The organism is Streptomyces sp. NPDC059166 (assembly GCF_042755185.1).
Classification (GTDB): domain Bacteria; phylum Actinomycetota; class Actinomycetes; order Streptomycetales; family Streptomycetaceae; genus Streptomyces.
In genome coordinates this window covers 129,798-143,226 of the sequence record NZ_JBHZCI010000001.1, presented here as the reverse complement: position 1 = coordinate 143,226, position 13,429 = coordinate 129,798, and the positions used below count along the sequence as shown (strand labels likewise).

Below are 13,429 nucleotides of genomic sequence, written 5' to 3'. Positions count from 1 at the left end.
ACGGCCGGGAGACTGCCGGGCTGCCGGGCTACCGGATTGCCGGGCTGCTGGGCTGACGGACTGCGCGGGGCCGCCTGGGGCTGGGGACCGTCGGAGGCGCCCGGCTGTGCGAACTGTCCGTGCATCCGGTCTGCCGGATGGTCCGCGCATCCGGTCTGCCGGGTGGGTACGGGTTGTCGGGGTGGTCCGGGCTGCTGACGGGCGGTTCGGGCCGGACGCCGGGTAGGCGCACGCCCCGGGCTGCCGGGTTGCCGGGTGGTCCGGGCTGTATGACGGGTTCGGGCCGGACGCCGGGGCGGTGCACGCCCCGGCCGGGTGCACGCCTCAGCCCGGCTCCTTGAGGAGCTTCCCCAGGAGACGTCGGCACGCGGGGCCCCGCATACTCGAGGGCATGACCGCCTATGACGCCATCGTCCTCGCCGGCGGGGCCGCCAACCGCCTCGGTGGTGCGGACAAGCCCGGTCTTCGCGTGGGTGGACGTGCGCTGCTCGACCGGGTCCTGGCCGCCTGTCCGGACGCGGGGTCCACCGTTGTCGTGGGCGGACGCAGAGCAACCGTCCGTCCCGTCACGTGGACACGCGAAGTCCCGGAGGGCGGAGGCCCATTGGCAGCTCTTGATGCCGGAGTGCGTCGCACCGGGGCCGACCGCCTCCTGGTGCTCTCCGCGGATCTTCCCTTCCTGGGCGGGAGGACAGTCCGCACCTTGCTGGACGCGGCGGATGCTGTGGACCTTGAGGGAGCGCTCTGCACAGACCGGGAAGGGCGGGACCAGCCACTCGTCGCCGTCTACCACGCGGAGCCGCTCCGCCGGGAACTGGCCCTTCTCGCAGCCGAGTACGGGAGCCTGGCGGGCCTTCCACTGAGGCTGCTGACCGCTGAGCTCGACTTGGCCCGGGTGGAGGCCGATCCCCTGGCCTCCTTCGACTGCGACACCTGGGAGGACATTGCTGCCGCCAGGGCGCGGATCAGGGAGCATGGGACCGTGCTGGATGAATGGATCACCGCAGTCAAGAATGAACTGGGCATCGAACTCGACGTCGACACCGCCGTCCTGCTCGATCTGGCCCGCGACGCCGCGCACGGGGTTGCACGGCCCGCCGCCCCGTTGACCACCTTCCTCGTGGGGTATGCGGCGGCGATGGCGAACACCGGCAGGAGCCCGGAAGAGGGGGCCCGGGCGGTTGCGGAGGCATCCCGTAAGGCGACTGCCCTCGCGCTCAGGTGGGAGGAGGAAACGCAGGCGGACAGCGGGCCCGGTACGCCATGACCGCAGACCGAGGCAACGCGCGCACCGCCGAGGGGCAAATCGCTGCGGAGACCCGGGCTGTGGAGGCCAGGGCCGCAGCGGCGAGGGACGCGGAGGAGGAGCGAGCGGTCGAGCAGGCGCTGGCGCTCGTCGCGCATCAGACGTCCCGGCCCGCGCCCTGGGCGAACGCATCCGGGCCGGGGGCATCGGTGGCGGCGACGAACGAGTCCTCCTCACAGGCACCAGCAGAGACGGGCGAGACCGCCGCCGGGGCGGCGTCGGATCGGGCCTCGGGCGCAACGCCCCGATTGAGCAGCGGCGCTGACCCCGACACCTTCTCCCGCGAGAGTTCTCCCCTGGAGCCCTCTCTTCCTCGCGACTCAGACTCCGGCTCCGGCGGCCACTCCGTCGGCGACCACTCCCTCGGCGGCTCCTCCGTCGGGGACTCCGCCAACGGGGGCTTCCGCGGAGGGATCCTTGCTCCGGACATCTTCGGGATCGGCGTCCCGGGGACCACAGCTGCGGACCGATCCGCTCCGGCAGGTGACGTCCCGGGGCGTCACGGAGCGCACGACTCCTCGGCGCATGACTCGTCCGCGCCACACCCGGCGTCACCGAGTTCGGCGTCACCGGGCTCAGCCTCACCGGGCTCAGCCTCACCGGGTTCAACGGCACCGGGTTCAACGGCACCGGGCTCAGCGTCAGCGGGTTCGGCGTCACCGGGTCCTGCGACGTCACACTCGTCGTCGCCGCGCCTTCCGTCGTCGGGTTCGGCGCCGTCGGATCGTTCGTCGTCAGGTCCTCCGCCGCATGGCCGACGTGCCAGGGCAAGCGCATGGGAGGAGGCGCGTGCCGTCGCCGACCGTCTTGGTCGGTCCTCCCCCCTGGCGGCTCACAGGCTCCCCCTGGACCGGGCGCTGGGGCATGTGCTGGCCGAAGCCGTAGTCGCGCTCACCGATCTGCCCTCGTTCGACACCTCGGCCATGGACGGATGGGCCGTCGCCGGCCCAGGCCCCTGGAAAGTATGTGAAGGACAGGGGATTCTCGCCGGGCGTGAAGCCGTGGAACCCCTCCCCGACGGCCACGCAGCGCGGATCGCCACCGGTGCGCGCCTTCCGGCGGACGCCACTGCGGTGATCCGTAGCGAGCACGCCCTGAACGACGAGGCGAAGGGACTTCTGCACGCCACCCGGGAGGTCGTCCCGGGGCAGGACATCAGGCCGAGGGGGCAGGAGTGCCGGTCCGGCGACGAACTCCTGCCTGTCGGAACCGTCGTGACCCCTCCGGTACTCGGTCTGGCCGCTGCCGCGGGGTACGACGCTCTGATCGTCGTACCCCGTCCGCGTGTGGACGTGTTCGTTCTGGGTGACGAACTGCTCACGGCCGGGCTACCGCGTGATGGGCTGATTCGTGACGCTCTCGGTCCGATGCTGGCGCCTTGGCTGCGCTCCCTCGGTGCCGATGTCACAGAACCCCGGCGCCTCGGAGACGACGCCGAGGTGCTTCGCAGGGCCCTGCTCTCCTCCGACGCCGATCTTGTGATCACCACCGGAGGAACGGCTGCCGGGCCCGTCGACCATGTGCATCCGGTGCTGGCGGAGGTCGGGGCAGAGCTGCTGGTCGACGGCGTGGCGGTACGTCCGGGCCATCCGATGCTGCTGGCCAGGCTCGCCGGGCACGGACCGTGCCTCGTGGGCCTGCCCGGCAACCCGCTGGCGGCGGTGTCCGGATTGATCACGCTGGCCGAGCCCCTGCTCCGGGGGATCTCAGGACGGCCCGTCCAGGACCGGTGTCGTGCCCCCGTCCATGAAGAGGTCCACGGACATCCGCATGACACCCGGCTCATCCCCGTAGTCCATCGAGACGACACGGTCGTGCCCCTCCACTACAACGGGCCCGCGATGCTCCGGGGAATCGCCGCTGCGGACGGGCTGGCCGTGGTGCCTCCCGGCGGGGTACGGTCCGGCACCGAGGTAGAGATTCTCGATCTACCGTGGGCCTCGGCTTCGCCGTGGACGGAAGGGTGTTTCACGTGAAACTTCCCGGCCACGATGCGATGGCCAGGCGAGCCGACGAACATGTCGTTCCCACCCGGGTGCTTCTGCCTCGGCGCGTGGTCGACCGGCCGCTCCGACAGGTGGCCAAGCGGCTGGCCATGGCGCTCACGGTGCTGGCGCTCACGGTGTTCATCGTCTGGGCGGACCGGGGCGGGTATCACGACAACGCCGACGAGCAGGTCGACTTCCTCGACGCCGTCTACTACGCCACGGTGACGTTGTCGACCACCGGTTACGGCGACATCGTCCCGTACAGCGACCCGGCCCGGTTCGTGAACGTGGTTCTGGTGACGCCCCTGCGCGTGCTCTTCCTCATCATCCTGGTCGGCACCACCCTCGAGGTCCTGACGGAGCGGACCCGGGAGGACTTCCGGCTGAACCGTTGGAGAACCAACTTGCGTGAACACACCGTTGTCGTCGGCTTCGGCACCAAGGGCCGTTCGGCGATCCAGACGCTCTGCGCCACCGGTCTGAAGAAGGAACAGATCGTTGTCGTCGACCCGGCGGGGAAGGTCATCGAGGCCGCGAACGCCGAGGGCTTCGTGGGTGTACTGGGCGATGCGACCCGCAGTGATGTGCTGTTGCGCGCCGAGCTGCAGAAGGCCCGTCAGATCATCATCGCGACACAGCGGGACGACACGGCGGTGTTGGTGGCACTGACCGCGCGTCAGCTCAACCGGGGTGCCAAGATCGTGGCCGCCGTGCGTGAGGAGGAGAACGCACCGCTGCTACGGCAGTCCGGGGCCGACGCCGTGATCACGAGCGCCAGCGCCGCAGGGCGTCTGCTGGGCCTGTCCGTCCTGAGCCCCAGCGCGGGCACGGTGATGGAGGATCTCATCCAGCAGGGCAGCGGGCTCGACCTCGTCGAAAGGCCGGTCATAAAGGCCGAGGTGGGTAAGAACGTCAGGGAGACCGACGATCTGGTCGTCAGCGTGCTTCGTGGCCATCGGCTGCTCGGCTACGACGATCCGGCCGCGAGCCCTCTGCAGCTGACGGACAGGGTGATCACGATCGTGCGCGCCACACCGCTCCATCCGGCACAGCCGCACCACCCACAGCAGCCTCACCAGCAACTGCCCTGACGGGGACGCCGGGTCGGCTGCCCAGAGCACGGTTGCTCCGCCGTCCGGGAGCACGCCGCCTTCTTGGCGCCTCCTGGCAGGGCTCCATGAACGGCTACAGCGTCCAGGGAGTCCTGGGCGGCTCCGGGGATCTCAGGGTTTCTGGCCGCCGAGCCTTCAGAGCGTGTGGGCTGCAGCCAGGAACCTTCCCCCAGGTGGCGGGTTCCCAGCCACGGAAGCGCCGCGGTGGTTGCGGCGGGTCCCGGCCGCTGAGCCTCCCGTCGCGCGTCCCGGCCTCACAGCGCCCGGCGCGTGGCGGGGTTCCTGTCATCGAGCCTGTCCGGCGTCGCGGGGTTCCCGGCCGCACGGCCTTCCCGGCGCCCCGGGGGCCGTCTCGGAGAGGTCTCCGGGCCCGGGCCCATCCCCCGGGCCTCCTCTCCTCCGGGCCCTCCCCTCCGGGCCGTCTCCTCCGGGCCCCGCTGAGGCTGTCTGCTCCGATGGTGCGGGGATTTCCAGGGCGAGGTTCGGGTGCGGCCCAGCAGGTCCCGTCCTGCCACGGGTGTCCACGGAGTAGCCTCGCGGCCATGCATGCGATCACGATCCCCGAACCAGGTGGCCCCGAAGCGCTCGTGTGGGCAGAGGTGCCCGACCCCGTACCCGGCGAGGGTGAAGTCCTCGTCGAGGTCGTGTCCAGCGCGGTCAACCGGGCCGACGTCCTGCAACGGCAGGGGTTCTACAACCCGCCGGCAGGAGCCTCCCCCTACCCCGGACTGGAGTGTGCGGGCCGGATCGTGGAGATCGGTCCCGGGGTGAGCGGATGGTCCGTGGGCGACGAGGTGTGCGCGCTGCTCGCCGGCGGCGGTTACGCGGAGAAGGTGCCGGTGCCCGCCGGCCAGTTGCTGCCGGTGCCCGACGGGGTGGACCTGGCGCAGGCCGCTGCGCTCCCCGAGGTGGCGGCGACGGTCTGGTCCAACGTGTTCATGGTGGCGCACCTGCGCCCTGGTGAGACCTTGCTGGTCCATGGTGGGTCCAGCGGCATCGGCACGATGGCGATCCAGCTCGCCAAGGCCGTCGGAGCACGGGTGGCGGTGACCGCGGGCAGCGCGGAGAAGCTGGCACGCTGCAAGGAACTCGGCGCCGACATCCTCATCGACTACCGCGAGCAGGACTTCGTCGAGGAACTGCGCAAGGCGACGGACGGTGCCGGCGCGGACGTGATCCTCGACATCGTCGGGGCGAAGTACCTGGAGCGGAACGTGCGGGCGCTGGCGGTCAACGGCCGTCTCGCCATCATCGGCCTTCAGGGCGGCGTCAAGGGCGAGCTGAACCTGGGTGCCCTGCTGAGCAAGCGGGCCGCGGTCACGGCGACATCGCTCCGCGGCAGGCCGCTCGTGGAGAAGGCCGCGATCATCGCGGCGGTCCGTGAGCATGTCTGGCCGCTGCTGGCCGACGGCGTCGTGCGGCCCGTCGTGGACCGCACGCTTCCCATGGAGGACGCCGCGGAGGCACACCGCCTGATGGAGTCCAGCAGCCACATCGGGAAGATTCTCCTGGCCGCACCGCAGGTCTGAGACGGCACACGGACCCGGCTCCTGAAGCCGGGTCCGTGCCGGGCCTCAGCCGTAGACGTACGGGGCTCCGCCGGTCTGCCCGGCCCAGCCCGAAGGCGCTGCCCGGCTCGACCCGGCTGGGGCGACGCCACGGGGCACGTTCCCCACGACGTCCACCCGTGCCGGGAGACACTCCCCCCAACCCCGCCGGATCGGCCCGCCAACGCCCTCGGTCCTCGTAACCCCACAGATCGTGGGTGTTACGAGGACCGAGGGAGCCCGAGGCGCGTGTGCCGGTCCCCGGACGTCAGGCGTGGATCCACTCGCGGCCGAACCGCCGATAGCGTGGATCCACTCGCGGCCGAACCGCCGATAGCGTGGATCCACTCGCGGCCGAACCGCCGATAGCGTGGATCCACTCGCGGCCGAACCGCCGCGGGCCGCTGTCGCCGGCCGGAGTGACCGCGTTTCTGCCTGCAGACCTCCTACAGATACGGGCCGGAACGTGCCGGTCCGTGCGGATCGATGCCGCCTTCCTCGTCCTCGTGCCCCACTCCCGGGGGCAGGGCCCGGCGCATCTGCTCCAGCTGCGCGCGGGCCGCCATCTGCTGGGCGAAGAGCGCGGTCTGGATTCCGTGGAAGAGCCCTTCCAGCCAGCCGACAAGCTGAGCCTGGGCGATCCGCAGCTCGGCCTCGGAGGGGACGGACTCCTCGGTGAACGGGAGGGAGAGGCGCTCCAGCTCCTCCACCAGCTCGGGCGCGAGCCCGTCCTCGAGCTCCTTCACCGAGCTGGCGTGGATCTCCTTGAGCCTGACCCGGCTGGCCTCGTCGAGAGGAGCGGCCCTGACTTCCTCCAGAAGCTGCTTGATCATGCTGCCGATGCGCATGACCTTGGCGGGCTGCTCCACCATCTCGGTCACCGGGACCTCACGCGACTCGTCGTCGCCTCCGCCGCCGATGGCCATTCCGTCCTGTCCCACCACGAGGACTTGGGGGTGCTCCTGCGACCGTTCATTCCTCGGCATCTCCATGCTGACATTGTCGCGCACACGGCCTTCACCAGATGGTGGTGCCCCCGGATCGGGTTGATCACCCCTGGAAGCCGGTGCGGGGCCCTGCTGCCCGCGCCGCTCCCGTCAGCGTGTACGGCGCAGCCGGAACCCGAGAAACCCCAGCCCCAGCCCCACCATGACGATGCCGGCTCCCAGCGAGACGTCCCGCACCTCTCGCAGGGCGGGACCGTCCAGCGCCTGCCGACGCTGCCGCGCAGTCTCCCCGGGCTCGGGGAACGCATCAGGAGGCGGCGTGAAGGCGGGTACGTCGACGGGGTCCGGCTCCGGCGGCATCTCGTCCTCCGCGGCCTCCGAGTCCGCCACCTCGACCGGGGAGAGCGAACGCCCGGGCCTCGCGCGTCCCTGGCCTGCCTCTCGGCCCGCCAGGGAGGACTCCTCGGCGGAGGGCCGTGCCTTGGGGGACGACGAATCAGAAGGGGCCTCGAGAGCGGGGCCGCCCTCTGCGGACCGGTCCTCTGCGGACCTACCGGGTGCCGGCCGGCCTTCCTGGGGCTGACGGGTGCCGGTGCGGCCTTCCGCGGGCGAGCCGGACGCGGTAGGCCGCACCTCTACGGACAGGCGGGGGGCGGGGCGGGTGTCCAGCTGATTCGCGGGCGCCTGCCGTCCCTCCAGGGGTCTCACGGATGTCGGATGCCGCCCCGGGAGGTCCGGTATGGGGGCGCCGGTGTGGCCGTATGCCCCGCCGGACGGACCGAGAGCCACCCCGAGGGCCATCACCAGGCAGGCGACGCACCGTGACGACCGTGGAACCGGGAGTCCTGGAGGCATGAAATCAGAGTCACATGCCCCGTTTTATCCGGCATCCTGGGTGCCGCCGGAGGATTCAATGCCTCAGCTGCAGCTGCACTTCAGCGCCGTGGCCCCGGGACCCGGCACCGCAGCCGCAGCTGTACCGGGGCTCCGCCCGGTGACCACACCCGGTGACCACACCCGGCGAGTGCCCCGACACCACCCCTGGCGGCATCCTTGTGCCACGCCCCGGCGCCGCTACCCCCTGCGCCGTGCCCTGATGGCCCGCCGCTGCCCCCGGACAGGCAGCCCCGCCCGTAGTCGCCTGGACATCCCCGGGGAGATCGCCTCCGCTCTGCAGGCGGAGCGGAGGCGCCGAAGGAAACGGGCGCCGGAGGAACGCGCGCCGGAGGAACGGCCGTCAGGCGGGGTCGCCCGTGGCGATCTGTAGCTCGAAGTGAGCGCCCCGCTCGGCCACGGCCGTGCCGGGGGTGGGGAACTGGCCGATGACCTGGTCCTCGGCGTAGGTGTTGCCCTTCTCCTTGATGACCTTGACCGTCCATCCCTGGGCGGCGATGCAGGCCTTCGCGGAGAGGACGTCCTTGTAGACGAAGTTGGGAGCCTGCACCTTGGCCGGGTCGTCCGTGTCCTCCTGGGCGTCGGTGCACTCATCGGTATCCATCGTCCGGTTGCGCTCCGGCGGCTTGTGCTCGGTGGCCACGCTGGACGACTCGGAGGTGGTCGGGTCGCCGCCCTTGCCGGATTCGTCGTCCTGCATGCTCAGGAAGGTGACGAGGCCGCCGATCGCGACCAGGGCGACCACGATCGCACCCACGATGACGGGCATGTTGCGCCCCGAGCCGCCGTTGCCGCCGGATCCCGTCGAGGTCTGCGGGGACATCGTGTACGGCGGCGGGGTCTGGTGCCCGAGCTGTCCCGGCGTCGTGTACGCCTGCGGGTAGCCGTATCCCGGGGTGGGTGCGGGTGTCGCGTAGGGGCCCGGCTGGTGCTGCTGGTGAGTGTGCGGCTGGTACGGCATCTGCACGCCCTGCGGGGCCGGGGTGCTCTGGTCCACGGGCGGGAAGACCGCCGAACCGACGCCCGAGCCGCTGTTCGCCGGACCGCTGCCACCGGTGATCACCGGGGCGCCCGCCGGGCCGCTCGCGCTCAGGACGCGGGTGATCTCGTCCTGCATCGCGGCAGCGCTGGGGAAGCGCTCGTTCGGGTTCTTTTTCAGCGCGCGGGCGACGAGGGCGTCCATCGCTGGGGTGATCGACCTGTTGATGCTCGACGGGGCGACCGGCTCCTCCTGCACATGCGCGTAGGCGATGGCGAGCGGGGAGTCCGCGTCGAAGGGGAGGCGGCCCGTGAGCAGCTGGAACAGCATGATGCCGACCGAATACAGGTCGGAGCGCGCGTCGACGCCGCGGCCGAGCGCCTGCTCGGGGGAGAGGTACTGCGGGGTGCCGACGACCATGCCGGTCTGGGTCATCGAGGTGACACCGGACTGCATGGCGCGGGCGATACCGAAGTCCATGACCTTGACCACGCCGCGCTTGGTCATCATGACGTTGCCGGGCTTGATGTCGCGGTGGACCAGGCCCATCTCGTGGCTGGTCTCCAGCGCGGCGAGCACGTCGGCGGTCACCTTGAGGGCCTTGTCCGCCGGCATCGCGCCGTACCGCTGGATGTCCGCCTGGAGTACGGAGCCGAGCGGCTGCCCCTCGACGTACTCCATGACGATGTACGGCATCAGCGCGCCGCCGAGCTCGTCCTCACCCGTGTCGAACACCGAGACGATATTGGTGTGCTGCAGCTTCGCGACGGCCTGCGCCTCGCGCCGGAAGCGCTCACGGAAGGACTGCTCACGCCCCAGTTCCGTGTGCAGGGTCTTGATCGCGACCTGGCGGTCGAGCGCCGAGTCGTACGCCAGGTAGACGGAGGCCATGCCCCCCTCACCGAGGAGGTCGCGCAGCTGGTAGCGGCCACCGGCAACGGATCCGCCCGCGTAGCGCCCCTGTGCGCCGTCGTGGCTCATGAGCTTGCATCCCCCTCGGCGCCCGACGGACGCGGTCATCCCTGTTTCGGGCCAAGTCTGCCCGAGGGGTACGACACGTCAAGCCAGGTGCCCGTTCCGTGACCCTACGCACAAGAAGCGTCTCGGAAGCGTTACAGGAAGCGCATGGAATTTGCGCGTACGGCGCGCGAGCCGATTGGATGGCCGGTCACTCAGGAAACCGGCCTGCCGGACAGAGCCTGTAGCGTGACACGGCGATGCAGCAAGGCACCGTGAGAACCCGCAGACGTGCGGACAGATACGACGGCGAGGACTGATGGCACCCGAATCCGAAGCAAACGGCGGCGGAGTTTCGGATGGCACCGACTCCTGGGGTGTCGGTGGCGTGGTCGGGGACGGCCGTTACCGCATGACCCATCGCCTCGGCCGTGGCGGTATGGCCGAGGTCTACGCCGCGGAGGACGTCCGTCTGGGCCGTACGGTGGCGGTGAAGCTGCTCCGGTCCGATCTGGCGGAGGACCCGGTCTCCAAGGCCCGTTTCACGCGTGAGGCGCAGTCGGTCGCGGGGCTCAACCACCACGCGATCGTCGCTGTGTACGACTCCGGCGAAGATGTCGTGGGCGGGGCGACCGTGCCGTACATCGTCATGGAGCTCGTCGAGGGCAACACCATCCGCGATCTGCTGCTGGAGGCCGAGGCGCCGCCGCCGGAGCAGGCGCTGATCATCGTCTCGGGTGTCCTGGAGGCCCTGGCCTACTCCCACCAGCACGGCATCGTGCACCGTGACATCAAGCCGGCGAACGTGATCATCACGCACTCCGGCGCCGTCAAGGTGATGGACTTCGGCATCGCCCGTGCCCTGCACGGCGCGCAGTCGACGATGACGCAGACCGGCATGGTCATGGGCACGCCCCAGTACCTCTCCCCGGAGCAGGCGCTCGGCAAGGCGGTCGACCACCGTTCCGACCTGTACGCCACCGGCTGCCTCCTCTACGAACTGCTCGCGCTGCGGCCTCCGTTCACGGGTGAGACCCCGCTCTCGGTGGTGTACCAGCACGTCCAGGACATGCCGGTGCCGCCCTCCCAGGTCGCCGGTTCCGTCCCGCCCGAGCTGGACGGCCTGGTCATGCGTTCGCTCGCGAAGGATCCGGACGACCGGTTCCAGAGTGCGGAGGAGATGCGCGGACTCGTCCAGTACGGCCTGCAGATGCTGCAGGTCCAGGGCGGGCACACCGGCACGTGGAACACCGGCCCGGTCGATCTGAACGACAGCGGCCGCACCGCGGCGATGAGCCTCGGTGGCAGTACGGCGGCGATGGCGCGTCCGATGCACGGGGACACCTCGCAGGGGCCGATCCTGCCACCCATGAACCCGGACGACGGGGCGTACGCGGGCGGTCACCACGACGGCGGCGGCCGCGGGAAGATGTGGCTGTTCGTCGTCCTGGCGCTGATCGCGATCGGTGCGGGCGTCGCGTTCGCCCTCCAGGCGGCCGACGACAGCGGCGGCGGCAAGAAGTCCCCGGTCTCGCCCTCCAGTTCGGTCTCCCCTTCGGAGCGCGAGTCCTCGCCGGAGCCGACGGACGACCAGTCGGAGGAGTCCGAGGCACCGGACGACTCCTCGGGCGGTCAGACGTGGGAGACGAGGGAACCGTCGTACACGCCGTCGGACGACCCGACGCAGCCGACCCAGGAGCCGACCCAGACGCCCACGTCACCCGCCCCCGGAACGGGCGGGACCTCCGACGGGGGGACGACCACGGACGGTGGGACCGGCGACGACGGCGGCACCGGTGACGACGGTGGGTCCGGTGACGACGGCGGCAGCGGTGACGACTCGTCGGGGACGTCGGAGGGAACCACCTCGGGCGGTACGCCGGCCGGGACCGCGGCGGGTGCCGCGACCGGTGCGACGGCGGGCACGACCCCCTGACGCCGGTTCGGCGGTCCGGCGAGAGGTCCGGACTCGTGCCCGAGGGCGCACACGGGACCGGCGCAGGGGCACCGGCGTCGATCACCAGGCGCAGGGGTACCGGCGTCGATCGACCGGGTGCTCCCACCGCGCGTGGGCCGGCGGGCGACGGCCGGTGACGGTCGCCGGCCTCACTCCGTGAAGGCCTCGCCGACGGCTTCGTACTCGCGCGTCCACCACACCGCCAGGGCCGACACCGCGGGGAACTGCGGGTCGGCCCTGCGGTCCTGGAGGCGGTAGCGCCAGCGCAGTATCCAGAAGTCGTTGAGGCGTTCCCACCACACCCTGTGCACGGCCGCCGCGAGCTCGGCGGCGCCCACTCCGGCCGAGCGCCGGTAGGCGCGGGCGTACGCCCGGACCTTCTCCAGCGCGAGCCTCCCGTCCGGCCGCACGAAGAAGATCGCCGCGGCCCTCACCGCCTCCTCGGCGCGCGGCTGGACCCCGAGCCGGTCCCAGTCCACGATCGCCACCGGGTCGGCGTCCCGGTAGAGCAGGTTCAGCGGGTGGAAGTCGCCGTGCACCCACCCCCGGGCTGAGACCCCGGGTGTCGGCGGTCGGCGGTGCGCGTGCCGTTCGAGCAGCGCGCGGCGTTCGACGAGGCGGTGTACGGCGAGCTCGTCGAAGGCGTCCCGGGGGCCCAGCCGCCGCGCGGCGGCCAGCAGGTTGTCGATGAGCGCGAAGGTGTCGGCGGGATCGGGGCTCTGTCCCCGTGCCGGGGGCGCCTGATCCTCCTCCATGACCTGTGCCAGGCCCGTGTGCACGGTGCCGAGCAGAGCCCCGAGCCGACGTGACTGGGCCGTGGTGAGCTGGGTTCCGTCACGATGCAGTCCGTCCACCCATCGGTGCAGGGCGTAGCGCTGTCCGTCGATCACCGAGACCGTGTCACCCTCTGTGCCCACGAGGGGTGGAGCGACCGGCACCCCGAGGGAGTGCAGCTGCTGGGTCGCCCGGTGCTGCCGGACGATCGTCGCGTGGTCACCGCTGGCGTCGTCGAGGTGGTGCTTGTCGAGGTGGTGCTTGAGGAAGTACGAACCTCGGGTGGTGGACACGCGGTAACCGTGGTTGAGCAGTCCTTTGTCGACGGGTTCGCAGGCGAGGGGTTCGCCGGCGTCAGGGTAGCGGCGCAGGACCTCGCCGATCGGGGGAACAGGCGGAAGGGTCACAGATGAGCGCAGCACCCGCCACATGTTAGGTGACGCTATGTGTCCGGACTGACGGGGTTGCGTCGAAGCCGAGAGTGTGCATGTGGGTGAGGTGGGGCTCGACCCTGAGGTACACGGGGTCGAACTCCTCACCGTTCACCTCGGAAGGTCCTGACCCGAAACGGTCGCGCTGCCGGCGGTCGGGTCGCACGATCTCGGCCGGGCCGGTGAACTGCACCGACCAGAGGTCCGCGGTGCCGTCGGGCTCCGGCGAGCCGAAGTTGTCCGCCCCGTACGCCACGACGCTTCCGTCGCAGGAGGAGTGGAAGCCGAGGCCCCGGTGGATCCGCAGTACGACCCCGCCCTCGATCACCAGGTGCCGTGCCACCGCGAGAAAGGGCAGCGCTCGCATGCTCAGGGCGAGCCGGCCGAAGGGGACGCTGCCGAGCAGTTCCATGGCGTGCAGCTTCTCCGTGGCGGCGGACGCCTCGGGACAGGGCCGTCCGGCCGGCGCGGCGCCGCCGGAGCCTGTCGCGGGGCAGGTGTCCGTGCCGGTGGGGCGGGAGGAGAACATGGCTTCCA

The 13,429-nt window shown here is 71.1% G+C and carries 10 protein-coding genes; 5 read left to right on the top strand and 5 right to left on the bottom strand.

Annotated elements, in window-relative coordinates; translation table 11 throughout:
* The first annotated feature begins 391 nt into the window (after positions 1 to 391).
* The 4 genes from ACFXOA_RS00645 (at position 392) to ACFXOA_RS00630 (ending at position 5,935) form a co-directional block, all read left to right on the top strand.
* Positions 392 to 1,267, top strand: coding sequence for a DUF6457 domain-containing protein (locus ACFXOA_RS00645; RefSeq protein ID WP_385020291.1), 876 nt, complete (start codon positions 392 to 394; stop codon positions 1,265 to 1,267).
* A 476-nt stretch (positions 1,268 to 1,743) separates the two neighbouring features.
* On the top strand, positions 1,744 to 3,282 hold the full coding sequence (locus tag ACFXOA_RS00640; protein ID WP_385020702.1) for a molybdopterin molybdotransferase MoeA: 1,539 nt from the start codon (positions 1,744 to 1,746) through the stop codon (positions 3,280 to 3,282).
* Positions 3,240 to 4,385 carry a potassium channel family protein gene (locus tag ACFXOA_RS00635; protein WP_385020288.1) on the top strand — a complete coding sequence of 382 codons (1,146 nt, stop codon included), beginning with the start codon at positions 3,240 to 3,242 and terminating at the stop codon, positions 4,383 to 4,385. The genes ACFXOA_RS00640 and ACFXOA_RS00635 overlap by 43 nt, the downstream gene beginning before the upstream one ends.
* A 563-nt stretch (positions 4,386 to 4,948) precedes the next feature.
* On the top strand, positions 4,949 to 5,935 hold the full coding sequence (locus ACFXOA_RS00630; RefSeq protein WP_385020285.1) for an NAD(P)H-quinone oxidoreductase: 987 nt from the start codon (positions 4,949 to 4,951) through the stop codon (positions 5,933 to 5,935).
* A gap of 464 nt (positions 5,936 to 6,399) precedes the next feature.
* Here ACFXOA_RS00630 and ACFXOA_RS00625 read toward each other — a convergent pair whose 3' ends face one another.
* From ACFXOA_RS00625 to ACFXOA_RS00615, 3 genes are all read right to left on the bottom strand, one after another.
* Complete coding sequence (locus ACFXOA_RS00625) at positions 6,400 to 6,945, bottom strand: bacterial proteasome activator family protein (RefSeq protein WP_385020282.1); 546 nt, start codon at positions 6,943 to 6,945, stop codon at positions 6,400 to 6,402.
* Positions 6,946 to 7,050: 105 nt separating this feature from the next.
* On the bottom strand, positions 7,051 to 7,290 hold the full coding sequence (locus ACFXOA_RS00620; RefSeq protein ID WP_385020279.1) for a hypothetical protein: 240 nt from the start codon (positions 7,288 to 7,290) through the stop codon (positions 7,051 to 7,053).
* An 847-nt stretch (positions 7,291 to 8,137) separates the two neighbouring features.
* Positions 8,138 to 9,754 (bottom strand): protein kinase, encoded by a 1,617-nt coding sequence (locus ACFXOA_RS00615; protein WP_385020276.1) that lies wholly within the window; start codon positions 9,752 to 9,754, stop codon positions 8,138 to 8,140.
* 295 nt (positions 9,755 to 10,049) lie between these two features.
* Here ACFXOA_RS00615 and ACFXOA_RS00610 point away from each other — a divergent pair, with 295 nt between their 5' ends.
* A complete protein-coding gene (locus ACFXOA_RS00610) occupies positions 10,050 to 11,666 on the top strand; it encodes a protein kinase (RefSeq protein ID WP_385020273.1) in 1,617 nt (538 codons plus the stop codon).
* 170 nt (positions 11,667 to 11,836) lie between these two features.
* Here the strand turns inward: ACFXOA_RS00610 and ACFXOA_RS00605 are convergent, their stop codons facing one another.
* Positions 11,837 to 12,892, bottom strand: a complete 1,056-nt coding sequence (locus ACFXOA_RS00605) for a phosphotransferase (protein ID WP_385020270.1) — start codon at positions 12,890 to 12,892, stop codon at positions 11,837 to 11,839.
* Between the two features lies 1 nt (position 12,893).
* Entirely contained in the window at positions 12,894 to 13,421 is a 528-nt protein-coding gene (locus ACFXOA_RS00600; protein ID WP_385020267.1) for a pyridoxamine 5'-phosphate oxidase family protein, read from the bottom strand.
* Positions 13,422 to 13,429: the final 8 nt, after the last annotated feature.

What these genes read in the sequence shown, in the direction of transcription:
- ACFXOA_RS00645 (WP_385020291.1), top strand. Translation starts at nt 392, where the DNA reads ATGACCGCCTATGACGCCATCGTCCTCGCCGGCGGGGCCGCCAACCGC.
- ACFXOA_RS00630 (WP_385020285.1), top strand. Translation starts at nt 4,949, where the DNA reads ATGCATGCGATCACGATCCCCGAACCAGGTGGCCCCGAAGCGCTCGTG.
- ACFXOA_RS00625 (WP_385020282.1), bottom strand. Translation starts at nt 6,945, where the DNA reads ATGGAGATGCCGAGGAATGAACGGTCGCAGGAGCACCCCCAAGTCCTC.
- ACFXOA_RS00615 (WP_385020276.1), bottom strand. Translation starts at nt 9,754, where the DNA reads ATGAGCCACGACGGCGCACAGGGGCGCTACGCGGGCGGATCCGTTGCC.
- ACFXOA_RS00610 (WP_385020273.1), top strand. Translation starts at nt 10,050, where the DNA reads ATGGCACCCGAATCCGAAGCAAACGGCGGCGGAGTTTCGGATGGCACC.
- ACFXOA_RS00605 (WP_385020270.1), bottom strand. Translation starts at nt 12,892, where the DNA reads ATGTGGCGGGTGCTGCGCTCATCTGTGACCCTTCCGCCTGTTCCCCCG.
- ACFXOA_RS00600 (WP_385020267.1), bottom strand. Translation starts at nt 13,421, where the DNA reads ATGTTCTCCTCCCGCCCCACCGGCACGGACACCTGCCCCGCGACAGGC.